Annotated in this window: 23 protein-coding genes; 9 read left to right on the forward strand and 14 right to left on the reverse strand. The window is 61.3% G+C overall.

Going from position 1 to position 24,569, the window contains the following annotated elements; all coding sequences use genetic code 11:
• Positions 1 to 10: 10 nt before the first annotated feature.
• On the forward strand, positions 11 to 808 hold the full coding sequence (locus ACRRQW_RS07850) for a TrmH family RNA methyltransferase (protein WP_438480726.1): 798 nt from the start codon (positions 11 to 13) through the stop codon (positions 806 to 808).
• On the opposite strand, the gene ACRRQW_RS07855 is transcribed toward ACRRQW_RS07850, so the two are convergent.
• From ACRRQW_RS07855 to ACRRQW_RS07875, 5 genes are read right to left on the reverse strand one after another with little or no spacing between them, the layout of a single operon-like run.
• Positions 805 to 1,854, reverse strand: a complete 1,050-nt coding sequence (locus tag ACRRQW_RS07855; RefSeq protein ID WP_438480727.1) for an NAD-dependent epimerase/dehydratase family protein — start codon at positions 1,852 to 1,854, stop codon at positions 805 to 807. The two genes, ACRRQW_RS07850 and ACRRQW_RS07855, sit on opposite strands and share 4 nt — an antisense overlap.
• A gap of 3 nt (positions 1,855 to 1,857) precedes the next feature.
• Positions 1,858 to 3,582, reverse strand: coding sequence for a fatty acid CoA ligase family protein (locus tag ACRRQW_RS07860; protein ID WP_438480728.1), 1,725 nt, complete (start codon positions 3,580 to 3,582; stop codon positions 1,858 to 1,860).
• Between the two features lie 9 nt (positions 3,583 to 3,591).
• Entirely contained in the window at positions 3,592 to 4,704 is a 1,113-nt protein-coding gene (locus tag ACRRQW_RS07865; RefSeq protein WP_438480729.1) for a ribonuclease D, read from the reverse strand.
• A gap of 14 nt (positions 4,705 to 4,718) precedes the next feature.
• On the reverse strand, positions 4,719 to 5,573 hold the full coding sequence (locus tag ACRRQW_RS07870; RefSeq protein WP_438480730.1) for a histone deacetylase family protein: 855 nt from the start codon (positions 5,571 to 5,573) through the stop codon (positions 4,719 to 4,721).
• A gap of 43 nt (positions 5,574 to 5,616) precedes the next feature.
• On the reverse strand, positions 5,617 to 6,363 hold the full coding sequence (locus ACRRQW_RS07875; RefSeq protein WP_438480731.1) for a glycerophosphodiester phosphodiesterase: 747 nt from the start codon (positions 6,361 to 6,363) through the stop codon (positions 5,617 to 5,619).
• 158 nt (positions 6,364 to 6,521) lie between these two features.
• Between ACRRQW_RS07875 and queC the strand changes: the two genes are divergently transcribed.
• Genes queC through ACRRQW_RS07890 form a run of 3 tightly spaced genes read left to right on the forward strand, consistent with a single transcriptional unit; the run spans position 6,522 to position 8,580 of the window.
• Positions 6,522 to 7,226, forward strand: coding sequence for a 7-cyano-7-deazaguanine synthase QueC (queC, locus tag ACRRQW_RS07880; RefSeq protein WP_438480732.1), 705 nt, complete (start codon positions 6,522 to 6,524; stop codon positions 7,224 to 7,226).
• 5 nt (positions 7,227 to 7,231) lie between these two features.
• Positions 7,232 to 7,933, forward strand: a complete 702-nt coding sequence (locus ACRRQW_RS07885) for a 7-carboxy-7-deazaguanine synthase QueE (protein ID WP_438480733.1) — start codon at positions 7,232 to 7,234, stop codon at positions 7,931 to 7,933.
• Between the two features lie 14 nt (positions 7,934 to 7,947).
• A complete protein-coding gene (locus tag ACRRQW_RS07890; RefSeq protein ID WP_438480734.1) occupies positions 7,948 to 8,580 on the forward strand; it encodes an exopolysaccharide biosynthesis protein in 633 nt (210 codons plus the stop codon).
• A gap of 76 nt (positions 8,581 to 8,656) precedes the next feature.
• Here the strand turns inward: ACRRQW_RS07890 and ACRRQW_RS07895 are convergent, their stop codons facing one another.
• Positions 8,657 to 9,655, reverse strand: coding sequence for a zinc-binding dehydrogenase (locus ACRRQW_RS07895; RefSeq protein ID WP_438480735.1), 999 nt, complete (start codon positions 9,653 to 9,655; stop codon positions 8,657 to 8,659).
• Positions 9,656 to 9,787: 132 nt separating this feature from the next.
• Here ACRRQW_RS07895 and ACRRQW_RS07900 point away from each other — a divergent pair, with 132 nt between their 5' ends.
• Entirely contained in the window at positions 9,788 to 11,068 is a 1,281-nt protein-coding gene (locus tag ACRRQW_RS07900) for an MFS transporter (RefSeq protein ID WP_438480736.1), read from the forward strand.
• 12 nt (positions 11,069 to 11,080) lie between these two features.
• Here ACRRQW_RS07900 and nagB read toward each other — a convergent pair whose 3' ends face one another.
• From nagB to ACRRQW_RS07920, 4 genes are all read right to left on the reverse strand, one after another.
• Positions 11,081 to 11,866: a glucosamine-6-phosphate deaminase gene (gene nagB, locus ACRRQW_RS07905; protein ID WP_438480737.1), complete on the reverse strand. Its 786-nt coding sequence runs from the start codon at positions 11,864 to 11,866 to the stop codon at positions 11,081 to 11,083.
• A gap of 13 nt (positions 11,867 to 11,879) precedes the next feature.
• Entirely contained in the window at positions 11,880 to 12,050 is a 171-nt protein-coding gene (locus ACRRQW_RS07910; RefSeq protein ID WP_438480738.1) for a FeoB-associated Cys-rich membrane protein, read from the reverse strand.
• A 71-nt stretch (positions 12,051 to 12,121) separates the two neighbouring features.
• Entirely contained in the window at positions 12,122 to 14,266 is a 2,145-nt protein-coding gene (feoB, locus tag ACRRQW_RS07915) for a ferrous iron transport protein B (RefSeq protein WP_438480739.1), read from the reverse strand.
• Positions 14,263 to 14,517 carry a FeoA family protein gene (locus ACRRQW_RS07920; RefSeq protein ID WP_438480740.1) on the reverse strand — a complete coding sequence of 85 codons (255 nt, stop codon included), beginning with the start codon at positions 14,515 to 14,517 and terminating at the stop codon, positions 14,263 to 14,265. Before ACRRQW_RS07920 ends, feoB begins: the two co-directional genes overlap by 4 nt.
• A 211-nt stretch (positions 14,518 to 14,728) precedes the next feature.
• Between ACRRQW_RS07920 and ACRRQW_RS07925 the strand changes: the two genes are divergently transcribed.
• The 3 genes from ACRRQW_RS07925 to ACRRQW_RS07935 all read left to right on the forward strand — a co-directional run bounded on the left by ACRRQW_RS07925 (position 14,729) and on the right by ACRRQW_RS07935 (position 18,240).
• Positions 14,729 to 15,793 (forward strand): dipeptide epimerase, encoded by a 1,065-nt coding sequence (locus ACRRQW_RS07925; RefSeq protein ID WP_438480741.1) that lies wholly within the window; start codon positions 14,729 to 14,731, stop codon positions 15,791 to 15,793.
• A 185-nt stretch (positions 15,794 to 15,978) separates the two neighbouring features.
• Positions 15,979 to 17,055 carry a glycoside hydrolase family 3 protein gene (locus ACRRQW_RS07930; protein ID WP_438480742.1) on the forward strand — a complete coding sequence of 359 codons (1,077 nt, stop codon included), beginning with the start codon at positions 15,979 to 15,981 and terminating at the stop codon, positions 17,053 to 17,055.
• Between the two features lie 153 nt (positions 17,056 to 17,208).
• Positions 17,209 to 18,240, forward strand: a complete 1,032-nt coding sequence (locus ACRRQW_RS07935) for an N-acetylmuramoyl-L-alanine amidase (protein WP_438480743.1) — start codon at positions 17,209 to 17,211, stop codon at positions 18,238 to 18,240.
• A gap of 123 nt (positions 18,241 to 18,363) precedes the next feature.
• Here the strand turns inward: ACRRQW_RS07935 and ACRRQW_RS07940 are convergent, their stop codons facing one another.
• Positions 18,364 to 20,037 carry a glycoside hydrolase family 10 protein gene (locus ACRRQW_RS07940; protein ID WP_438480744.1) on the reverse strand — a complete coding sequence of 558 codons (1,674 nt, stop codon included), beginning with the start codon at positions 20,035 to 20,037 and terminating at the stop codon, positions 18,364 to 18,366.
• Positions 20,034 to 20,924, reverse strand: a complete 891-nt coding sequence (murQ, locus tag ACRRQW_RS07945) for an N-acetylmuramic acid 6-phosphate etherase (protein WP_438480745.1) — start codon at positions 20,922 to 20,924, stop codon at positions 20,034 to 20,036. Before murQ ends, ACRRQW_RS07940 begins: the two co-directional genes overlap by 4 nt.
• 163 nt (positions 20,925 to 21,087) lie before the next feature.
• On the opposite strand from murQ, the gene ACRRQW_RS07950 reads away from it, so the two are divergent.
• Positions 21,088 to 22,200: an anhydro-N-acetylmuramic acid kinase gene (locus ACRRQW_RS07950; protein WP_438482345.1), complete on the forward strand. Its 1,113-nt coding sequence runs from the start codon at positions 21,088 to 21,090 to the stop codon at positions 22,198 to 22,200.
• Here the strand turns inward: ACRRQW_RS07950 and ACRRQW_RS07955 are convergent.
• A complete protein-coding gene (locus tag ACRRQW_RS07955) occupies positions 22,197 to 23,423 on the reverse strand; it encodes a hydrolase (RefSeq protein ID WP_438480746.1) in 1,227 nt (408 codons plus the stop codon). The genes ACRRQW_RS07950 and ACRRQW_RS07955 overlap by 4 nt on opposite strands.
• Positions 23,424 to 23,555: 132 nt before the next feature.
• Entirely contained in the window at positions 23,556 to 24,530 is a 975-nt protein-coding gene (locus ACRRQW_RS07960; RefSeq protein WP_438480747.1) for an N-acetylmuramoyl-L-alanine amidase-like domain-containing protein, read from the reverse strand.
• Between the last annotated feature and the right edge of the window lie 39 nt (positions 24,531 to 24,569).

The following is a 24,569-nucleotide window of genomic DNA, read 5'->3' on the forward strand; positions in this document are numbered from 1 at the left end:
CGTGTCTTTCATGGCCGAAAAAATCACCAGCCTGCAAAACCCGCGTGTGAAACAACTCGTGAAGCTGCGCGAACGCCGTGAGCGCGATGAAGCCGGCTTGTTCCTTGTCGAGGGCTACCGCGAAGTGCGCCGCGCGCTGGATAAGAAGATCCCGTTCGCAGAACTTTATTTCTCCAGCGATTGGTTTTTGGGTGAAAACGAACCCGCGCTGATTGCCGAAGCCCAGGCGGCGGGCGCGCAGATTTTCGAGCTATCGAAAGAAGCCTTCGGCAAAGTCGCTTATCGCGAGCGCCCCGACGGCTTGCTGGCCGTCGCGCCGCAATGGAAAAACACCCTCGAGGATCTGGCGTTGAAGCCGCAGCCCTTTCTGCTCGTGTGCGAATCGATCGAGAAGCCGGGCAACCTCGGCACGATTCTGCGCAGCGCGGACGCGGCCGGCTGCGATGGCGTGATTTTGTGCGACGCGGTGACGGATATTTTTAATCCCAACGTGGTGCGCGCCTCGACCGGCGTGTTGTTTTCCGTGCCGGTGGTGGTGTCCGACAGCGCAACGGTGCACGCGTGGCTGAAGGCAAAAGGCATTCGCACTGCCGCGACGACGCCGCATACGACAAACCTTTACACGCAGACCGATCTACGCGGCTCGCTCGCCATCGTGATGGGCAGCGAACAATACGGCCTGAGCAAATTTTGGATGGAGGGCGCCGATGTGCTCGTGCGCATCCCGATGGCCGGCCAGGCCGACTCGCTCAACGTCGCGATGGCGACGATCATCACGCTGTTCGAAGCGGTGCGGCAGCGGGGTTAACGCGACGCGCGTTTCTGTTCGGCGATGATTTGCGCGGTGGCTTCGGCCATGGAGACGCGAGGCGTGTAGCCGAGGTCGCGGCGGGCGGCGGAGAGGTCGAACCAGTGGTCGGTGGACATTTCCTTGGCGACGAAACGCGTCATGGAGGGCTCGCCTGTGAGCGGCAGAATTTTCCACGCACTTTCGAGAATGCGACCGGCGAGTAGGGCGGTGTTGAGTGAGACGTGTTGCTTCACTTCAGGAAGGCCGATGCCGCGCAGCAGTGCGTTGATCCAATCCCAGAGCACGACGGGTTCACCATTCGTAATGAAATAGGCTTTGCCAGCGGCAGAGAGCGCGAGCGGCGTCGGCGAAGGTTTGTCATATATTATATGACAAACGGATAGGGCGCGTTCGGCGAGGAGGTGGGCGTCGACGACGTTGTCGATGTGCGTGAGGTCGACGCGGTTTTTTCCGGGGCCGATGATTTTGAGTTTTCCACGGCGGGCTTGGGCGAGGACGCGGGGGATCAGGTTTTGATCGCCCGGGCCGATCACCAGGTGCGGGCGGAGTGCGACAGTGGAAAAGTTCGGCGCGTTGGCGGCGAGCACTTCGCGTTCGGCCTGGGCTTTCGTGACCGGATACGGCGATGGGGCGCTCGTGCAGAGCGGCGCGGATTCATCGACGCCGGCGAGATCACCGCCGTTGAAGACCACGCTCGGCGAACTCGTGAAGACGAAGCGCGGCACGCCGGCTGCGCGGGCGGCGGCGAGCAGGTGGCGCGTGCCCTCCACGTTGACGCGGAAAAAATCTTTGGCCGGGCCCCACACGCCGACGCGGCCGGCAACGTGAAATACGGTGCCCGCACCGGCGCAGCCGCGGCGCAGGGCCGCGAGATCGTGGAGATCACCGCGGATGATTTGCGCGCCGAGTTGTTCGAGCGCGGGCATCGGGCGACGCGCGAGTAGGCGCACGGGGCGGTCGCCGTTTTTTAATAAACGCTCGGCGAGTTTTCCGCCGATGAAGCCGCTGGCACCGGTGATGAAGACGGGGCTGAAATCGGCCATAACTTAGAGCTTGAGGGCGTCGCGGGAAACTTCGCGTTTATCGGATTCGTAGCCGTTTTCGTGGGTGGCCCACTCGGCGAGTTTGAGGCGATGAATCTTGGCGTTGTGGCGGACGTCGACGGGAAAACGCGGATGGAGATAAGTCAGCCTGATGTCATCGGTGTGCGGATAGACGGCTCCGAGCGCGCGGAGTTCGCGCACGAGTTTGCGACGGAGGGACGGCGTCGCGACGACCTCGGGGGAAACAGGTTCGATGACGATCGCGGGACGGTGGCCGTCGTGGCCGACGCCGACGAGCGCGCTGCGCGCGACGGACGGGTGCGCGTTGTAGATCGGCTCGACTTGTTCGGTGTAGAGCGGGCCGCGTTTGGTTTCGACGCGCTCGGCTTTGCGTCCGCAGAACCAGAGGCGGTGTTGCGCGTCGAGATAACCGACGTCGCCGAGGCGGTGCCAGGCGACGGCTTCGCCGTCGAGTGGAGAGTTGGAAGCTGAACGTTGAAGGATTTTCGCGGCGGCAGTGGCAGCCGGCAGTCCATCGTAGGCGCGGGTGACGGAAGGGCCGCGCACGATGATTTCGCCGATTTCGCCGGGAGAGAGTTCGCGGGCGTCGCCGAGCGTGGCGATGGGTTCGTCGGAGATGGCGATGATTTTGATTTCGATGCCGGAGATAGCGCGGCCCACGCAGGTGCCGGCGCCGCGGGCGGTGGCTTCGGCGGTTTCGTCGAGGACTTCGCGGGCGCTGATGCTCGCGACAGGAAGAGATTCCGTGGCGCCGTATGGGCTGTGCGCGGTGCCGTTGGGGAGAATTTTTTGCAGGTCGGCAAAGAGGCCCGGCGGCACGGGGGCGCCGGCCATGAGCACGCGTTTGAGCGAGGGCAGCGTGATTTTATTCGCGAGACAATGGCTCGTGATTTTGCGCCAGAGCGTCGGTGAGCCGAACGAGTTGGTGACGTTTTCCTGCTGAATCGCGCGGACGATTTTCTCTGGATCGAGCGAAGCGGGTTTCGTCGGGTCGAGTTCGGGCACGATGGTCGTCATGCCGAGTGCGGGACCGAAGAGCGCGAAGATCGGTAGCATCGGCAGGTCGATCTCGCCGGGGGTGATGCCGTAGGTGTCGCGCACGAGGCGGACTTGCGCGTCGAACATGCCGTGTTCGTAGCACACGCCTTTCGGCGCGCCGGTGGAGCCGCTGGTGAAGAGAATCGCGGCGAGGTCGGTCGCGGCGCTCGCGACGATTGCAGATTTTGAATCTGAGCTTTGAGTCGGCGAAGCGGCGGAGAGGCGCGCGGTGGTTTGGCCGCTGGCCCACACGCGGATTTTAACCGAGGCAAACGCGGCGCGTTTGAAGTAACTGACGAATTGCGCGGCAGGGATGCCGAGGAGCGCACGTGGCTTCGAATGCGCGACGCACTTGAGAAAATTTTCGCGGCCCATGCCGGGGTCGATGATGACGGGCACGGCGCCGAGCTTGAAGAGCGCGAAGGCGGCGGCGATGAGCGGCAGGCCTTGGCGCACCATGACAAGGACGCGATCGCCGCGCTGGACGCTTTTGGCGGAAAGTTTTGCGACCCACGTGTCGACTTCGCGGTCGAGTTCGGCGAACGAGAGCGTAAGGTAATCGATGGCGCCGGTGTCGGTGCGGCCGCGGGCGATTTTAATCGCGGCGGTATTCGGCTGGCGCGCGGCCATGAGCGGCAGGTGGCGCGCGATGTTGGCGGATTCGGCCACGGGGTGGGCTCAACTGCGCAGTGACGGTTCGGCTTTTAACAGGGTCGCCTGCCACGGGAGCAGGACGTCGTCGATACTGGCGGGCTGGCGGGCGATCAATACGAGCTGCGAGCGTGTGGCGATGAGCGTCGGGTCGAGCTTGAGAGTTTGCGCGAGACGATCGCGGTCGGCCTTGATGCGGTCCTGGCGCGCGAGTTCGTCGGGCGTCATCGGGTTGAATTCACGGCGACGTTCGCGGCGCGGCAGCGTTTGCGGATCGGTCCCGTAGGCTTGGTTGACCGCCTCGGCGAGCGACGGGAAAAGGCGATCGTGGCGGCGTCCGAGGTTGATGCGGAGGACTTCGTCGGCCGGGCGGCCCTCTTCGGCGGCCCAGACCATGCGCATCAACATTTCGTTGCCGACGACTTTGAAGGGCGGCGTGTTGATTTTCTCGGCCCAGCTTTCGCGCCAATACCAGAGTGCGTGCAAGACGGACAGGCCGCGTCCGCGTAATTTTTCCGAGCCACCGATGCGCCACGCGTTTTCGTCGGCCTCGGCAAAGCCGTCGCGCGCGACCTCGATCTGCCACTGACATTTTTGCGCCATCCACTCGACGCGACCGAGGCGGGTGAGTTCATCGCGCAGGATGTCGCGCAGGCGCGGGAGGTAGTAGACGTCCATCGCGGCGTAATCGAGCATCGCCTTGTCGAGCGGACGCTGGGACCAGTTCGCTTTTTGGTGATCCTTGTCGAGTTTGACGCCGAAATTTTGTTCGAGGAGCGCGGCCAATCCGAAGCGCGGGATCGCGAGGAGTTGCGCGGCGAACATCGTGTCGAAAATGCTGTGAGGCTTGAATTCGCACAATTCCCACAGCAGGCGCAGGTCGAAATCGCTGCCGTGCATGATGAGCGGTTTCGCGGAAAGGCGCTCCCAAAGCGGCGCGAGGGTCAAATCGGCGAGTAGATCGACAAGGTAGATCTCGTCGCACGCCATGATTTGCAGCAGGCAAACTTGCGTCCGGTAGCGGAAAAGGTTGTCCGCCTCGGTATCGAGCGCGATTTCCGAGCAGCGGTCGAGCGCGGCGTAGAGCGGCTGCAGTTGCGCGGGCTGGTTAATGAACTGGTAATGTAAATTCTGACTCAAATCGGGAAGAGGTGTTAGTTGTCCCACGCAGAAATGAAATCGTCAATCAGCCATCCGAGGTCGGGGCTATAACCGCCTTCCAGAATCGCAGCGGCGGGCAAGCCGGCTTGCCGGAGCCAGCGGCCGAGTTCGGCAAAGTCTTCACGTTCAAGCGTCATCGCAGTAATCGGATCGCCGGAATAAGCGTCGAAACCGGCCGAAACCAGCACGAGGTCGGGCTTAAAATCGACGACGACCTCCCAAGAACCCGCCAATTCTGCCAGGTGGGCCGCGCGCGGCGTGTGCGGGGCGACAGGGAAATTATGGCAATTCGCGAAGGACTCCGTGCCTGTGCCGGGGTAGCCGGGAAACTGGTGCACGGACGAAAAAAGCAGGTTCGGCTGGCCGGCGAGGATATCTTCTGTGCCGTTGCCGTGGTGGGCGTCGAAATCCCAGACGGCGACGCGGCGGCCGGACTTCGCGGCGTCGAGCGCGGCGATGGCGATCTGGTTGAGGTAACAAAATCCCATGGCTTGCGTGCGCGTGGCGTGGTGGCCGGGCGGACGCATCAGCGAAAATACTTTTTGGCCCGCGAGTGCGCGTGACGCTGCTTGCAGGGCGGCGCTCACGCCCCGGCGGGCGTGGTCGGCGATGTGGGGAAAGTGCGGCGTGTCGCCGTCGATGTCGGGTGGGACGGCCATCCGTTTGATCATCGCGGGCGTGTGCGCGGCGAGCAGCGCGGATTCGGCGACCGGAGCGTCCGGCACCTGCCACGTCCACGCGGGATGCGCTGTTTTTAGGTGAACTGCGCTGCGCAAGACGCGCGCCGGTTGTTCGGGGCGCATGGACGAGCCGTAGTCGGCGCAACGGGGATCGTGGAGGATGAGCATTTTAATCGTTCTCGTTCTTGGTTCTCTTACTCTTTCTCGACGATCAGGACTCGAGAGAACGAGAACGATTAAGAGAACGAGAAAGAGTCTTCTTCGCCAACGCTGGATTGTCCGATAAAATTGCGTCGACGCCGAGCAGGGCGAGTTCGCGCATGCGTGCGGTGTCGTTTACCGTCCACGTCCACAACGTCGCGCCGGTGGCTTGGATCGAAGCGACGAAGGCGCGGTCGCGGATCGCTGCGTGATTCACGCTCAGGCCGACGGCGTCGAGCGAGGGCAGTTGCGGAATTAATTTTTTCGCGCCGCCCTTCCCTTCCGAGATCAGCATGCGCGGAATGCGGGGCGCGAGTTTCGCGGCTTCGGCGACGAGGGAGAGTTCAAACGAGGCGAGGATCACCCATTTGGAAGCCCGGGCAGCGATTACAGCTTTGACCACCGGAGCGACGGCGACACCGCGTTTGAGTTCGATTTGCACCACGCAACGCCCGCGCACGAGCGCGAGGACCTCTTTCAACGTGGGAATCGGTTCGTCCGTTCCGCGCACGCGCAGGGTTTTGAGTGCCGCGAGCGAGCTGCCGCGCAAACGTCCTGACTGACCCGTGAGCCGGCGGAGCGTGAAATCGTGGAAAACCACCGGCACGTCGTCGCTTGTCGTTTGGACATCGAGCTCGATGCCATCGACGCCAAGCGCCAGCGCGCGCTCAAACGCGGCGAGCGTATTTTCCGGTTTGATCGCAGAAGCGCCGCGATGCGCGATGACGAGGGGGCGTTGGGGAACGGGTTTGGTCACAAGAAAGACAGAAACGCAAAATCCGCAGAGGCCAAGCCCGCGCGATGGCTCCAGCCGTTTAACCCCGAATGAGATCGGTTTGGCCTGATCCGTATTCTCCGTGGTTAAAAAATCAGCGGTTCGCTGAGTATTTATTTTTGTGTCTTTTTGCGCTTTTTATGACCAATTCATCCCGCATGAAAGTCGTCGTCCTTTGCTCCGGTGGCATGGATTCGGTGACCGCGCTCCATTGGGCGCGGGCGCATCATAGCGTGCATGCCGTGCTCAGCTTCGATTACGGGGCGAAGCACAACCATTGCGAAATTCCCCTCGCGATCGAACACGCCGCCCAGATCGGGGTGCCGCACCGCACCATCCCGCTCGATTTTATCGGGAAACTCTTTGCTTCGGATTTATTGAAATCCGGCGGCGACATTCCGGAAGGACATTACGCCGACGAAAATATGAAGCGCACCGTCGTGCCGTTTCGTAATGGCATCATGCTGGCGGCCGCGTGCGGATTTGCAGAAAGCGTCGAAGCGGAAGGCCTGGTGATCGCGGCCCACGGCGGCGACCACGCGATTTACCCGGATTGTCGTGAGGATTTCATGCGCGCGATGGCCAATGCCATGAAGTTTGGCACTTATGCGCGGATCGAACTGCTGCGGCCGTTCATCACGATGAGCAAGGCCGACATTGCGACGGAAGGCATGCGACTGGGGGTCGATTTCGAAAAAACGTGGTCGTGCTACAAAGGCGGCGCGCTCCATTGCGGCAAATGCGGCACGTGCGTCGAACGTCGCGAAGCCTTCCAGCTTTCCGGTGTGCCCGATCCGACGATTTATGCGGAAAGGCCGCCGTTGCCGGAAGAGCCGCAAATCTGAGCGCGATGCTGATCTCGGAAATATTTTATTCGCTGCAAGGCGAAGGTGAGCTCACCGGCGTGCCGTCGGTGTTCGTGCGCACGAGCGGGTGCAACCTGCGCTGTAACTGGTGCGACACGCCGTATGCGTCGTGGAAACCGGAAGGCACGCAGATGACCGTGGCGGAAATCGTCGCGGCGGTGCGGGCGTATGGCGCGGCGAAACACGTCGTGCTCACCGGCGGCGAGCCGATGCTCGCGAAAGAAATGCCCGCGCTCGCGGGCGAATTAAAAAAACTCGGTTATCACCTCACCATCGAGACGGCCGCGACAATTGCCCCGGACGGCATCGCGTGCGATCTCGCATCGATGAGCCCGAAGCTGAGTAATTCCGCGCCGGATGATCGTCTTTCCGACGCGTGGCGCGAGAAGCACGAGGCGTTGCGCTGGCAACCCGCGATCGTGCGCGCGTGGATTGACCGGCCCCAGCAGGATTTTCAATTAAAGTTTGTCGTCGCGCAGGAGTCGGACGTCGCCGAGATCGAGCGGATGTTGGCGGAACTCGAACGCCCTATTCCGAGCGCGAAAGTGCTGCTCATGCCCGAAGGCACTTCGCTGGAAAAACTGCGCGATCGCGCGGCGTGGTTGGGAGAATTATGCAAAGCGCGCGGCTACCGCTACGCGCATCGCTTACACGTCGAGCTTTACGGCAACAAGCGCGGCACGTGAGGGTCGCAAAGAAGATGGTTCGACTGGCTGTAAAACCCCGCAAGCTTTCCGAAGAACTCGCCGCGTTGCATCATCGCGCCGGCGAGCGGGCGGTGACGTTGCGCGAGCTGATTTATTTTCTGCGCGGGCGCGCCTACATGCTGCTGATCATTTTGCTCGCGCTGCCTTTTATCCAACCGGTGCCGCTGCCGGGATTGTCGACGCCACTGGGGCTGGCGATTGTGTTGATTGCGCTGCGTTTGTCGTTGGGACAACGGCCCTGGTTGCCGAAGAAAATCCAGCGCTTAAAACTTCCCGCGGGATTCTTCGGTAAGCTGATCACATTTACTGAACGGTTGATTCGTTTTATGGAATCCGTGCTGCGCCCGCGCATCGCGGCGCTGACCGCGACGTCGTTGCTTAATCAACTGCATGCGATCGTGATCCTGGTTTCAGCGCTCGTGTTGCTATTGCCGCTGCCGATTCCGTTTTCGAACGTGCTGCCGGCGTGGGCGATTTTTTTGACCGCGTGCGGATTGCTGGAACGCGATGGTTTGTTCATCGTGCTCGGCTACGTGGCGCTGGCGATCGCGGTGCTGTATTTCGTTTTCCTCGGCGAAGTCGCGCACCAAGCGACGCAATCGCTGATCGATTGGTGGAAGCAGTGAGCGCGGCTAAAAACCACAGAGACACAGAGATCGTTTTCTCCGTGTCCTCTGTGTATCTGTGGTTTTAAAATCAGTCTCAGATCTTTAGGACGATTTTTCCAAACTGCGACGCGGACTCCATCAGGCGCAGCGCGGCGTCGGCTTCAGTGAGCGGGAAAACTTTTTCGACGACGGGGACGATTTGGTGTTTTTCGACCATCGCAGCCATGCCCGCAAAATCCACGGGCGAGCCCATCGTGCTGCCGAAGAGGTTGAGCTGCCGAAAAAAGATTTTTCGCAGATCGATGCCGGGCGGGTTGCCGGTCGTCGCGCCGAAAAAGGCGATGCGTCCGCCGGGTTTGCTGAGTTCGATGAGTTTGGCGAAGCCTTCGCCGCCCGCGCTGTCGATGATCACGTCGAATAAACCGCCCGCGGCCTTCTGGAGTTGAGCCGGCCAGTCGGCGTCGCGGTAATTCACGCCGCCGTTTGCGCCGAGCGATCGGGCGCGAGCGATTTTTTCCGGCGAACTTGAGGTCACCCACACGTCTGCGCCCGCCGCGACGGCGAACTGCAATGCAAACAAGGCCGCGCCTCCCCCGATGCCAGTGATGAGCACGCGCTCGCCGGATTTCAGCGCGGCCCGCGTGAACACCGTTCTCCACGCCGTCGTGCCCGCGAGTGGAATGGCGGCCGCCTGTTCCCAGGTGAGGTGCGCGGGTTTTGCGGCGAGATTGGCCACGGGCACCGCAACTTTCTCCGCGAATGTGCCGTGGTCGGGCAAACCGAGGATGCGGAAATTTTTTCCCTGCGCGCGCAAATCGTCGCCCCAGTCGAGCGACGCGTTGATGATCACTTCGCGCCCGATCCACGCCTTGTCCGCGTCACTGCCGACCGACTCGACGACGCCGGCTCCATCGGAGCCGAGGATCATGGGAAATTTAATCCCGGCGTATTGCCCCAGTTGAATCCACAGATCGCGGTGATTCAGCGCCGCGGCTTTGAGGCGCACCACAGCTTGTGCGGGGGCGGCGACCGGATCGGGAACGGTTTGATAAGCCAGCGGTTGTTTCACTCCGACGAAGACGGCTGCGTTCATGAAAGAAACCGTAGTTGACGTGCGGTGGGAGGCAAGCGGCGCGGTCAGCACAGTTGCACAGTGCCCTGCGAATTCGCGAAATCTACGCACCGCCGTTTGACGCTTGGGCGAAACCGAGAAAACTCACGCGCCATGTCGATCACACCCAGTTCGCGCAAGCTGCACTACGCGTGGATTGTCGCGGGCGTCACGTTTGTTGCGTTACTCGCGGCGGCGGGGGCACGGGCGGCTCCGGGGGTGTTGCTGTTGCCGCTGGGCAATGAGTTTCAGTGGAGCCGGGCGACGGTGTCGTCGATCGTTTCGATTAATATTTTTCTCTACGGACTGGTCGGGCCGTTCGCAGCGGCGTTGTATCAACGCTTCGGACTGCGGCGCTGTATGATCGCGGCGATGCTGTTGTTGAGCGTGGGCTACGGGCTCTCAACGCTGGCGACGCAGTATTGGCAGTTCATCGTGCTGTGGGGATTTGTGGTGGGCCTCGGTTCCGGCATGGCGGCGACGGTGTTGGGTGCTGCGGTGGCGAACCGGTGGTTCACCGAGCGGCGTGGATTGGTGATGGGTGTGCTCACGGCGAGCACCGCGACCGGGCAACTGGTGTTTCTTCCCGCGCTGGCGCGAGTGGTGACGGATAATGGCTGGCGGGGCGCGCCCCTGGTCGTCGCGGCGGCGACGGCGCTCGCGATTCCGTTTATTTGGTGGCTGATGCGCGATCATCCGCGCGATGTCGGCCAACGGCCTTACGGCGAGACGGGGCCTGTGTTGGACAAGGTGCCGGTTGCCACGGGAAATCCGGCGATGCGGGCGATCACGACCCTGTTCGAAGCGATGCGCGTGCGGGATTTCTGGTTATTGGCGGGTTCGTTTTTCGTGTGCGGCGCGAGCACGAACGGACTTATCGGCACGCATCTGATTTCGGCAGCGTTTGATTGCAACATTCCCGAGGTGCGCGCGGCGGGCCTGCTCGCGGCGATGGGTCTTTTCGATCTCATCGGCACGACGGCGTCGGGCTGGTTAAGTGATCGCTACAACTCGCGCTACCTCCTCTTCGCTTATTACGGGCTGCGCGGATTATCGCTGCTATTTTTGCCGAGCGCGTTGCTTGGACCGGCTTCGGGGCTCGCGATTTTTGCGCTGTTTTATGGGCTCGATTGGATCGCCACCGTGCCGCCGACCGTAAAGTTAACGGGCGAAGTGTTCGGCCGGGAGAAAGCCAGCATTGTCTTCGGCTGGATCGTGGCGGCGCACCAAGTCGGGGCCGCATTCGCAGCGTATGGGGCCGGCGTGCTGCGCACCGTCACGGGGAGTTACACGCTGGCATTTTTCAGCGCGGGTGCGTTGTGCGTGATCGCCGCGCTCGTAGTGCTGCCGATCGGGAAAAAAAGAGCGGCCTCTCTCGAGACCGCTCGCGCGTAAATCAGGGTGGGCTCAATCGTGGCGTTGCCACGGGAGTTTGTTTTTATCGATCCAGCGGTAGTGATCGGCGAAGCGCAGGCCTGCGGCGGAGGAGTCGTCGAGAATCACGGTGCAGCGCAAGTGTTCCTGCAGGGCCGAGCCCGGGCAAATCGCGGAGAGCGGGCCTTCGACCATTTGCTCGACGGCCCGGGTTTTGGCGGGCCCGAAGGCGAGGAGGAGGCAGCGGCGGGCTTCCATGATTGTGCCGATGCCCATCGTGAGCGCGTGTTTCGGCATGTCGGCGAAAGAGCCGAAGACGGCGCTGTTGTCGCGGAGCGTTTGTTCGGAAAGAATTTTAATCCACGTGCGCGAACGGAGCGAGCCGGTGGGTTCGTTGAAACCGATGTGGCCGTTGCGGCCGAGGCCGAGGAGTTGCAGGTCGATGCCGCCCGCGGCGATAATTTTCTTTTCGTAAGCGCGGCACTCATTGTGCAATTCCGCCGCGGTGCCATCGGGCACATGGGTGTTGGCGACGTCGATGTTGATGTGCCGGAAAAGATTTTCCTGCATGAAATAGCGATACGACTGCTCATGCGTGCCGGGCAGGCCGACGTATTCGTCGAGATTGAAGGTCGTGACCTGGCTAAAATCCAAGCCCTCTTCGCGGTGCATGCGAATGAGCTCTTGGTAAAGCCGCAGCGGCGTGCGGCCGGTGGCCAGGCCGAGCACTGAGTTGGGTTTGGTGCGGATGGTCTTGGCGATGATTTTTGCGCCGAGCACGCAGCCAACGTCGGCGTTGTCGCGAATCAAAATTTCCATGCTGAGGACTAAACTACGACTTCCGCTTGGATTGAAGCTTTTTGATTTCAGGCGTTACCGCGCTGCATGCATCTCCGCAGCCACAACCAGGTTGCTTCCGTTTTTTCAAGGCCGACCAAAGCAGCACGGTCACGGTCACGGCGACGATGGCGAGAGCGATGATGGTTTGGAGAGTAGAGCTCATTTTATTTGAATCACAGAGACACGGAGAAATTCGAGGTTTAGCTCAGTGGACTCTGTGCCTCTGTGGTTAAATTAATAACCGAGCAACCGCCCGCCTTGATAAACGATCAGGCACACCAGCCACGCGAAGCCCGTCATGTAGCCGACTTGGAACAGCGGCCATTTCCACGAATTCGTTTCGCGTTTCACCACGGCGAGCGTCGCCATGCATTGCATCGCGAACACATAGAACACCATTAACGTCACGCACACGAGCGGCGTGAACAGCGGCGCGCCGGTCGATTGCCACTTGGCTTGGCCGAGGGCTTCGCGCAACGGCGTGGTGTCTTCCTCGTCCTCGCTTTCCGCGCCAAAGATGACGCCCATCGAGCTGACAAACACTTCGCGCGCGGCGAACGACGTGATGAGGCCGATGCCGATGCGCCAGTCGAAGCCGAGCGGTTTGATCAGCGGCTCAAGCGCGTGGCCGGCGCGTCCGGCGTAGCTTTGCGCGATTTGCTCGGTCGAGGTCGCCTCAGGATTCGGATGCTTCGGATAAGTCGTTAGCGCCCACAGGATGATCGAGATCGCGAGGATGATCGTGCCAGCGTTTTTGAGGAAGAGCCAGCCGCGCTCCAGCATGTTGCGCAGGATTGAGAGGAAACGCGGCGGCTGATACGCGGGCAGCTCCATGATCATGTGCTGCTGTTCGCCTTTGAAGAGCGTCTTCTTGAAAATCCACGCGAAACCGAACGCCCCGATCGTGCCGAGCGCATACATCGTGAGCATGATGCCCGATTTTTTGAGCGCCGACACTTCGCCGCCGGGCACAAGCATCGCGATCATGAGCAAATACACCGGCAGTCGCGCCGAGCAGCTCATGAACGGCGTCACCAAAATCGTGACGAGACGGTCTTTCGCGTTTTCGATCGCGCGCGTTGCCATGATGCCGGGAATCGCGCACGCATAACCGCTGAGCAACGGGATAAAGCTGCGGCCGTTGAGGCCGACTTTACTCATCGGACGATCCATAATGAACGCCGCGCGCGCCATGTAGCCGGTGCTTTCGAGCAGGCCGACGAAGAAAAACAGAATCAAAATCTGCGGCAGGAAAATCACCACGCCGCCCACGCCGGCGATCACACCGTCCGTGATCAGGTCGCGTAGATCGCCCGGCGCCATCGCGTCTTTTACCGTGTCGCTGAGCGAAGCGACGTGTTCGTCGATGAAGTTCATCGGCGCTTCCGCGAGCGAGAAAATGGAGAAGAACATCGCCGCCATGATCGCCACGAACACCGCCCAGCCCCACACCGAGTGCACGAGCACGGCGTCGATTCGGTCGGAAGTCGACGGGCGTTGATCACGGGCCTTCACGATGACGTTGCCGCACAATTCGCCGATGGCGGCGTAGCGGCTGCGAATCAGTTCCGCCGACCAATCCGTGCTGCCGGTGGTCCAGCGGCGGCGCCATTGATCGAGAATATCGTGCGTGCGATCGCTGAGCGGTTTCGAGCCGGCCACGCGCACGGTATCGAAATCGGTCAGCAGCAACAAGGCCTCGGCGCGCGCGATGAGCGGCGAGCGCGCGTCGTTGTCGGTGAGCGAGGCTTGGATTTCCGCCACGGCGGGCGCAATCGGCGCGGGCACATCCCAACGGTGACGCGCCAGCGGCAACTCGGCGCGGCTGAGCGCGAGCTTGAGTTCGACGAGGCCTTTGCCGCGCACGGCTTCGCACGGAATCACCGGCACGCCCAGCGCGTGTTCGAGCGCGTTGGCGTCGACTTTCATGCCGGCGGCGGCGGCCATATCCATCATGTTTAGTGCGATGATGACGGGCCGGCCGAGGTCGAGGACTTGGTGAACAAGGTAAAGGTTGCGCTCGAGGTTCGAGGCATCGACCACGCAGATGATGCGATCGGGGGCGGCAGTTTCTTCGCGGCGGCCGAGGAGCACGTCGCGCAAGACCGCTTCGTCGGGTGAACGTGCGGCGAGCGAATAGGCGCCGGGCAGATCGATGATCTGGATCGGCTTGCCGTGCTGGGAGAAGGTCGTGCCGATTTTCTTTTCGACGGTGACGCCGGGGTAGTTGCCCACTTTTTGGCGAAGACCGGTGAGCGCGTTAAACAGGGTGGTTTTGCCGCAATTCGGATTGCCGACCATCGCGTAAACCGGTGCGCGGTCGAAGGCGGGAGCAACGCGTTTGCGCGCCGGCGGAGTGATGTGCTCCGGGAGACTCAACGGGCGCCAGCGGGCAACGCTTCCACCAAGATACTCATGGCGGCGCGGTGGTTGAGCGCGATCCGGGTGCCATTGACGAGGCAAAGGCTGGTGGTCGTGCCGGAAATCTTGGTCACGAGGGCGGCTTCACCGAAGCCCATCTCGCGCACGCGTTGGCAAAAACTCTCGTCGCCCGTTAGCTTGCACACGCGCCCCGTGCCGCCTGAAGGCAGTTGGCAAAGCGGCGAAAGTGGAATCGGCGAGTCGGACATGCGAAAGGAGACGCAACTTGATGAGACTCAGTTTCAATGTCAATGGGTGCGGGCAAATCAGATCAAAAAAGGTCGGGGCAGTTATCCTTAACTGCCCTTGGCTGCGATTGTGATCTCACGCTCGAAGGGCGGTTAGGGATAACCGCCGCCACCCCTAAGACGCCACAAGTGAAGTAACTGATAAAACAGGCATGCCTATTCGGGTGAATTCGTGTCCATTCGTGGTTCTGCTCCAGTTCGCTCAAAGACTCTTCGCATGAAACTCCGTTTCGTCCCTCACACCTTGGCCCTGCGCCACGCCTTCGGCATCGCGTCGAACACCCGCACGTCGACTCCGGCCATGCTGGTCGAAGTCGAGCACGACGGCGTGACCGGCTATGGCGAAGCCGCGATGCCGCCTTACCTCGGCGAATCGCAGGAGACCGCTGCGGCGTTTCTCGCGAAAGTAAATCTGGGCCAGTTTCGCGATCCGTTTTGCCTGGAAGAAATTTTGCCCTCCATCGACGCGCTCGCGCCGGGCAACACCGCCGCGAAGGCCGCTGTCGATATCGCGTTGCACGATTGGGTCGGAAAAAAACTCGGCGCGCCGTGGCACCGCATTTGGGGCCTCGATGTGGCGAAGGCGCCGCTCACGTCGTTCACTATCGGCATCGATACGCCGGAAATCGTGCGCGAGAAAACGCGCGACGCGTCGATCTATCGCATCATCAAAGTGAAACTTGGCCGCGACGCCGCAACCGATCGCCAACTCATTGAAACCATTCGCGAAGTCACCGATACCCCGATCACCGTCGATGCGAACCAAGGCTGGGCTGATCGCGAAGCGGCCTTGAAAATGATCGAGTGGCTCGCGGAGCGCCGCGTGAATTTCATCGAGCAACCGATGCCGAAAGCCGCGCTCGACGACACCGCGTGGCTCCGCGAACGCAGTCCCCTGCCCTTGATCGCGGACGAAAGCTGCCAGCGTCTCGTCGATGTCGCGAAACTCCAAGGCGTGTTCGACGGCATCAACCTCAAGCTCATGAAATGCACCGGCCTGCGTGAGGCCCACAAAATGATCACGCTCGCCCGCGCACTGAATTTGAAAGTGATGCTCGGCTGCATGACCGAAACCTCGTGCGCGATCTCCGCCGCCGCGCAGCTTTCGCCGCTCGTCGACTGGGCCGACCTCGACGGCGCATTGTTAATCAAAGACGACCCCTTTGATGGCGCTAAATTCACCGACGGAAAAATTATTCCGACGAACGGAGCGGGAATCGGTGCAGCTAAACGCTGAGTCAGCGTAGGCGCTTTTTAACCACGGATTTCACGGATATAGACGGATGGTAGGGCCCGACCTCCGGGCGGGCCGGAAAACTCCACGCGGCCTGCCCGGAGGTCAGGCCCTACCTTAAATCAGAGCATTCCTAATCCGTGACATCTGTGAAATCCGTGGTTAAGAAACCGACCGATCACCCAGCGATGCCCGTTTCCATTTCAACTCTCACTCTCCGCGAAAAAATCGGCCAGATGTTGCTCATTGGGTTTCGCGGCGCGCGGCCGGCGGAATGCGATCTCATTGTGCGCGACATCCGCGAGCACCACATCGGCGCGGTCATCCTGTTCGACCAGGACATGGCGGGTGGCTCGGTCGACACCGCCAATCGCCGCCGTAACATCGAGTCGCCGGCACAGGTGAAGGAACTGCTCGCTCACCTGCAGAGCCAAGCGCGCATCCCTTTACTCACCGCAATCGACCAGGAAGGCGGACGCGTGAATCGCCTCAAACCTGCCTACGGCTTTCCTGAAAGCATCTCGCACGAAGAACTCGGCAAACTTGGCCAACTTTCCGAAACATTTCGCCACGCGGAACTCACTGCGCAGACGCTGCGCTCCGTCGGTTTGAACCTGAATCTTGCGCCGGTCGTCGATCTTGATCTCGGGCCGGACAATCCGATCATCAAAGGCAAAGGCCGCGCGTTTTCCGCCGATCCGGCGATCGCGGCGCAACACGCTGCCGAGTTCATTCGCGCGCATCGCGCGCAAGGTGTGCTCACCTGCCTTAAACATTTTCCCGGCCACGGCAGCGCGAAAGGCGATACCCATTACGGCCTCGTCGACGTCACGCAAAGCTGGCGCGAGGAGGAATTGATGCCGTTTCAAGAACTTATTGCCGCCGGTCTCGCCGACGTCGTGATGACCGCACACGTCTTCAACAAAAATCTCGATTCCGAAAACCCCGCGACACTCTCGCGCGCCGTGATGACGGGGATTCTCCGCGACCGTCTCGGGTTTCAGGGCGTGATCAGCAGCGACGACATGGAGATGCGCGCCATCGCGAGCCACTACGGCCTGGAAAACTCTGTGCCGCTGGCGATCGAAGCCGGCGTCGATCTCCTCTGCTTCGGCAACAATCTCAGTTATCATCCGGATATTTCCGGTCGTGTCGCCGACATCATCGTCCGCGCCGTCGAGAGTGGTCGCATTTCCGAATCACGCATCGACGCTTCGTGCGAACGCGTGCTCGCGCTGAAACGAAAATCCGGTCTTTTTTGTTAACCACGAACGGACACGAATGGAAAACTGCGCGGCACGAATTATTCGTGTGAATTCGTGTCCGTTCGTGGTTAAGAATTGCTTTATCATTGCGAGGAACGCGTAGCAAAGCTCCTCGCAATGACTGATGGAAAATCAAATTTCAGCCCTATCGTTATGAGAAAAATTTCACTTCTGCTCTTCGCGGCCATCACGCTCCTCTTCGCCAGCTGCGCCGCGCCGCGCACATTTGTGCCGCGCAAGGGCGACGAGATCGTCGTGGCGGGCCAGCTTTTCCATACGGGCACGAAGATTGTCACGTGGATGGATCCAGGCGGTTACGACGCGTATCGCGTGGAGCGTCGCTTTGTGCCTTACGAACAGAGCAGCTGGGCCGAGACCATCAAAGCGAAGCCTGAGTTTGGCGCGCCGAATCGTTACGGGCTGCGTTTCGCGAAACTCTCGCCCGAGGAAATCGAGCGCGTGCGCGGCGGCGGTTGGGATTTGCCGTTGCTCCAGCGCACCGTCGATCAATTCGTGATTCACTACGATGTCTGCGGCATCGCGAAACAGTGTTTCAATATCCTGCACGACCACCGCGACCTCAGCGTGCATTTCATGTTGGATCTCGACGGCACGATTTACCAGACGCTCGATCTCAAAGAGCGCGCGTATCACGCCACGATTTCCAACCACCGGTCCATCGGCATCGAGATCGCCAACATGGGCGCTTACGGCCCCAACGATACCAAGACGCTCGACACGTGGTATCAGCGCGACGCGAACGGCAAGCCGGTCATCCAAATTCCTGAAAAGCTCGGCGACCCCCTAATTCACACGAAAAATTTCGTCGGCCGTCCGGCCCGCGACGAGCCCGTGCGCGGGGTGATCCAAGGCCAGGAACTCGTGCAATACGACCTCACGCCGCAACAATACGCCGCGCTCATCAAACTCACTGCGGCGCTCTGCACCGTCTTCCCGCAAATCAAAGCCGACTACCCGCGCGACACCGCCGGCAAAGAAATCCCGCACAAGCTCCCCGACGACCAACTCGCGAATTACCAAGGCGTCCTCGGCCACTACCACGTCCAAACCAACAAAACCGACCCCGGCCCGGCGTTCGATTGGGAGAAGTTGATCAAAGGCGTGCGAAAATTAATCGGCGGCGCGAGCGAAGCCGTTGGAGCAAAGCCATCGTCGGCGAAGTAAGCGGACTGAAAAATCTGAGCCGGTTACTTAGGTAGGGGCCGTTATCCCTAACGGCCCTGAGCTGCGACCATGATGCCACGTTCGAAGGGCGGTTAAGGATAACCGCCCCTACCTCGATCAAGGTCACCGTTTGGATTTCGTCCAAGTAACCCGCTCACTCTCGTTCCCGAAACGATCGACGGCGCTGATGACGACGGCGTCGATCGCACCGTATTCGATGTGCGGCGTGAGCGTCACACGGTTGAAGCTCGCTGGCTGCGTGCTAAAGACCCAGCGCGGGCCGTAGCGGCGCCACACGGCGTGGAGCGCGAGGTTTTTGTCACGTGCCGGCGTGAGTTGGAGCACGCTTTCGGAGGAAGCAATTTTTGGCGCCTCAGGTTTGGCAATGCTGAGCCACGGCATGGCGGGAATGAGCGCGGGTTGGAGATACATTTCCTGCTGCAGTCGCGACGTGACGCCTTTGCGGTTCTGCATGAGCGCGATGGCGCTGTAATGCACATGGCCGTTGGCCGCGGGGCGGGTGCGCGTGAGATCGACCTGGCGGATGATTTCCTCGGCGGGCCAGCTTTTTTCGGTGTCGTTGATGCCGCTCACGTTGAGGCCGGGCCACACGTAACGGTTGCCGGGATTCGGCTGCCGCAACCAGTAGTCGAGCAACACGGCGTATTCCTGACCCTTGCGGTCACGCGGCCAGTAAAGCTGCGGCACGAGATAATCCAGCCAGCCTTTCGCGAGCCAAAGCTCCACGTCGGCGTAGAGTTTGTCGTATTGGCTGAAACCGGTGATGCCGGGCGGGCGGCGGTCGGGGCGACCGAGACCGAACGGGCTCACGCCGAACTTTACCCACGGTTTGGTTTTGTGGACGGTGCGATTCATCTCCTCGACGAGGCGGTCGACATTATCCCGGCGCCAGTCGGCGCGGTTTAATTTTCCACGCGCGGCGACGTAACGATTCCAGGAAGGCGTGTCGGGAAAATCGAGTTCGCGCGCGGGCGTGACGCCTGCAGGCGATTTCGGATCCGCGACGGGATACGGATAAAAATAATCGTCGATGTGCACGCCATCGAGGTCGTAGCGCTGCACGACATCACGCACGACGGCGAGCGTGCGTTCACGGGCGAAGTCGTCGCCGGGATCCATCCACTGATAGCCGCCGTAACTTTTCACGGAGTTTGGATGCGTCCGCGCGATGTGACTGGCGGCGTTGGCGGATTTTGCCTCCGCATGGCGCGCGCGGTAAGGGTTGAACCACGCATGGAGTTCGAGTCCGCGGCGGTGCGCGCCACTCACCCACTCTTCCAACGGATCGTAACCGGGATCCTTGCCTTGCACGCCCGTGAGGTATTCGGACCACGGTTCGAGTTTCGATTGGTAGAGCGCGTCGGCCGAAGGACGGATTTGGAAAATCACGGCGTTCAACTTCAACGCCACGGCGCGATCCAGAATCGCGTTCATTTCCGTGCGCTGTTGTTCGACGGGCAAGCCGGGCAGGCTTGGCCAATCAATATTCTTCACCGTCGCGATCCACATCGCGCGAAATTCACGCGGTGCAGCGGGCGGAGTGTTGCTAACGGCGGGAATGGTTTTCGGGGCGGGTGCGACGGGAGCGTCGATGGCGGCCGCGGATTTTGTTGCGGGTTTTTTGTCGGAGGCACAGCTGGCGATGAACAGCGAGATTAAGCCAAGAATGACGCTGCTGATTTTCCGGTGGTAGGGCCCGACCTCCGGGCGGGCCGTCAGGGTTTGCGCATCCAACCGGCCTGCCCGGAGGTCAGGCCCTACCTCGATCCGCTTCATGATTTGTTTTCTCCCAGGGCGGCGCGCAAGTTGCCTTGCACGGCAGTGAGTTTGGCTTCGGCTGAAGCGGCGTCGAGCTTGCGACGGATCATGACAATGGCGACTTTCACGCGGTGGTTGCAGGTTTCGAGAGCGGTGCGAGCGGTGGCTTCGTCGGCACCGGTCGCACGCACGGTCAATGCGATGGTGCGGCGGAAGAGTTTCGCGTTGGTCGGCAACACATCGACCATCAGGTTGCCGTAAACTTTGTGCAGCCGGACCATGATCGCGCTCGAGAGGGTGTTGAGGAAAATTTTCTGCGACGTGCCGGCTTTGAGCCGCGTGCTGCCGGAAACGAGTTCGCTTCCGGTGTCGAGCGTGACGCCGATTTCCGCCGCGGTGGCGACAGCGGAGTTGGGGTTGTTGGCCTGACCGATGGTCAAAGCGCCGGCGGCGCGGGCGGCTTCCAGCGCGCCGAGCACATAAGGTGTCGCACCGGACGCGGCGAGGCCGATGACGACATCGTTCGGCGTAGGATTTACCGCGTGCACATCAGCCGCGCCTTGGGCGTGGTTGTCTTCGGCGCCTTCGACGGCGACGAACAGTGCGTCGCGCCCGCCGGCGAGGAGCGCGATCGCGCGATCCTTCGGCCAGGTAAACGTCGGCCAGAGTTCCACGCTGTCCAGCAAACCGAGCCGACCCGATGTGCCCGCGCCGACGTAGATGAGGCGCCCACCTGCAGCGATGCGGGGCGCAGCGGCTTCGACGGCGCGCGCGATTTGCGGCGCGGCGGCGTGGACAACTTGCGCGGCAGTGACCTGGTCTTCCGTGAACGCGCGCACCAAATCGAGCGGCGCGTAGAGATCGAGATCGGGATGGCTGCGGCTGGGCGTTTCCGTGTTCAGCATGACGTGAGAATCTTAGGGTGAAGGGAAAGGTTCAACGCGCATTTTCCTTATCACGGATTTCGCGGATAAAGGCGGATTAGAAATCCCGAATTTATCCGTAGTAATCCGTGTTATCCGTGGTTAATAAATTCTTCGCCTACTCAAAGTCATGAACACGGATTCAATGCCCTCGGAATTTTTCATTGGTCTGCTTTCAGGCACGAGTGTCGATGGGATCGATGCGGCGTTGGTGCGCTTCGAGCCACGCGTGGAACTGGTCGCGACGCATACGTTGAAATTTCCAGCGGCGTTACAGCAGGAGCTGCGTGCGTTGTGCGTGCCCGGGAAAAACGAAATTGATCGTTTGGGCGAAGCCGACGTCCGGCTTGGCCGGGCGTTTGCGAAGGCAGCGCGCGATTTGTTGAAGAAAGCCAAGATCGCTCCGGAGCAAGTGCGGGCGATTGGCAGTCACGGGCAGACGATTCGGCATCGGCCGGGCGCGGCGGCGCCGTTTACTTTGCAGATTGGCGATCCGAATGTCATCGCACGGGAAACGGGTATCGCGGTCGTGGCGGATTTTCGGAGGAAAGACATGGCGCTCGGCGGGCAAGGCGCGCCGCTCGTGCCGGCGTTTCACGAAGCGATTTTTCGCGAGCCGCAGGGGGATCGCGTGGTCGTGAACATTGGCGGAATTGCGAATCTCACCGTGTTACCGGGAAATTCAGCGTCGTCGATCGCGGGCTTCGATACCGGGCCGGGCAATACGTTGATGGACGCGTGGTGTCGTCGCGTGCTCGGCAAGCCGATGGATCGCAACGGCGCACTCGCGGCGAAAGGCACGGTGCACGCCGACTTGTTGGCCGCGATGTTAGCGGATCGGTATTTTGCGCAACGCGCGCCGAAGAGCACGGGGCCGGAATATTTTTCGATGGCGTGGTTGCAGCGCGTGTTGCCGAAGCGACGCATCGCTGACGCTGACGTGCAGGCGACGCTGTGTGCGTTGACGGCGCAGAGTATCGCGGACGCGATCACGCAGCAGAAAAAATTAAAGAATCCAGAGGTCTTTGTGTGCGGTGGCGGCGCAAAAAATCCCACGTTGATGCGGATGCTCGCGGAGCGTTTGCCGGATTGCCGCGTGGATAAAACCGATGCGCTGGGGGTCGATGGCAGCTGGGTGGAGGCGATGTTATTCGCGTGGCTGGCGCGTCAGTTCACGCGCAATGCGCCGGGCAACGTGCCAGCGGTTACAGGTGCATCGCGGCCCGCGGTATTGGGCGGATTATTTCTGCCGATTTAGGCTTTCGGCATCTTAATTTCTCCGCTCGCGAGGCGGTGCAGGAAAAGCGCGACGTTGGCGGCGCGCGGAGCGATGGTGGGCACGCGGCAGTATTCGCGCGCGCTGTGGAGGTGATCACCTTCGGGACCGATGCCGTCGAAACACGGCAGACCAGCCGCCCCGAGGAAATTTCCGTCGGAGGCGCCGCCGCCGTGCACCCAGTTGAAGGGTTTCACGCCGACATCGGCGCCGGCTTTTTGAAACGCAGGGAAAAGCGCGGCTTCGGTCGGGTGATTTTCTTTGGGCGGACGATTGAGCCAGATTTTCAGTTCGAACTTCACGTCGTGCGATGCAGAGATTTCCGCGGCGAGCGCTTCGAGGCGTGCGAAGAGCGGTTCGCGGTCGGACATTTTCGTGACGCGCAGATCGAGTTCGGCTTGCGCGAAATCGGGCACGACATTCGTCGCGGGGGTGCCGCCTTTGATGTTGGCGACGTTGAGCAACACGCCGGGCAACTCGGAGGGAATTTTGGCGGCGGCGAGGGAAAAGGCGGCGAGTGCGAGGATGGCGTTGCGGCCATCGTTGGGAATTTTGGCGGCGTGGGCGGCGCGGCCATGGCAGGTGGCGACGGCGCCGCCGGTGCCTTTGCGTGAGTGAATGATATCGCCGGACGGACGCGCGGGTTCGAACACGAAACCGAAATGGTTTCGTTTCGCTGCTTCCTCGAACAGGGCGCGCGTGCCGTGCGTGCCGGTTTCTTCGTCGGGAGTAAGCAGAATTTCCCAGCCAACTTGGGCGGCGTGCGGGGTTTGTTCGAAGGCTTGAAGCGCGGCGAGCAGTGTGATGAGGCCGCCTTTCATGTCGGTGACGCCGGGTCCGTTGAGCGTGTCGGCGTCGAGCCAGCGGCAGGTTTGGAAGGCGTCGGCAGCTTCGTAAACGGTGTCGTAATGACCGCAGAGAAATACTTGCAGCGGTGCTTCGGGGCGCAGGCGAAAGCGGAGTGCGATGGCGCCGGGAGGATTGTGGCCGGGCGCGTCGGCGGAGAGTTGCTCGAAGGTGGCTTGCGGGAAACTTGCAGCGAATTCGGCGCGCAACACTGCGGCCATGCGAGCGAGGCCGGCCCCGTGGCCGGAGCCGGAATTGAGGTTCGCCCAGCGTTCGAGCAGCGCGCCGAATTCGGCGGTGCGGGACGGGAGGGCTGCGATGGAAGCGGGGATGTTGGCTGAATTAACCACGGGTTGCATAGATGACACGGATGCAGCCACAAGACACGGAATTTTTCGCGGGAGGCCGCGAAGGAATCATTTCAAGGGATCTTTCCTCTTTCTCTCGTTGGTTTTGAGAAAGATTAAGAGAAAGAGGAAAGAGAAAGATTATTATGGCAGAACCGCGCCGCTTGGCAGTGTCACGCGCGGGGCGTCGAGGCCGTCGAGTTGGCGGAGCTTGGCGAGCGGGTCGGCTTCGAGGCGGAGAAATTTGAAACCGAGGAGGCGTGGTTTGCCGGCGGCGTCTTTTTCGGCGTTGTGGGCGGTTTCGCGGGCGATGAATTGTTCGATGGTTTCTTCGCGCACTTCGGGCGCGATGGAGTGAATCAGGTGGAGTTCGCCGGCGGGGCCGCGCGCGGCGAGGCCGACGTGGCCGATCCACGCGGAGCCGCCGAAGATTTCGTTATCGGGCATGCCGGGTTTCACGATGCCACGGACGATTTCGATGCAGTCGCCGTCTGTGAGGTGCGCTTTGGCGAGGTCGACATCGGCGTAGGGCACGTAGGTTTCGCGGTGCAGTTCGACGGGGATGGGCGTGGTGAGTTTGTAGCGACCGAGGAGGAATTTGCTGCGGTCGATTTTTTGGTCGAAGCGACGCATTTTATCGCCGCCGATTTCGGTGGTGATGTCGCGCACGAGCCAGCGGTTGGAGGGATTCCAATCGGTTTCGGTGAAATGGTTGCGCGTGACGACCCCGATGCGGCCTTCGCGGTAGCGGATGCGTTGGAGCAGGCGCATGAAGCCCGACCAGTCGCGCGAGAGCGCCATCGCGTAGGTGTGTTCGGTGAACACGAGGCAGTCGCTTTTGGTGAGACTGTAGAGCGGCTGCGGGTCGTAGGTTTCGAAGGGGGCTTCGCCGAGCAGGTAGAGTTCGTAGGGCTGCTTCAGGTTTTTGCGCGCGAGGTGGATGATGCGCGCGCGGAGTTCGGGCTCGGTGAGTTGGAGATGGCTAAGGTAAGTGCCGACTTCGCTCTCGTTGAATTGGTAGAGCGGCTTGGCCTGGAGTGCGGCGAGGTCGGGAGAGGGCGCAGGTGATGCGGCCAATGCAGCAGTCGCGAGTGCGGCGAAGAGAAGAAAAGTTTTCATAGCGGGAAGAAAAAGGGCGTTCCACTCGGAACGCCCCGT

The organism is Oleiharenicola lentus (genome assembly GCF_051660365.1).
In the GTDB taxonomy this organism is placed as follows: Bacteria; Verrucomicrobiota; Verrucomicrobiia; order Opitutales; family Opitutaceae; genus Lacunisphaera; species Lacunisphaera lenta_A.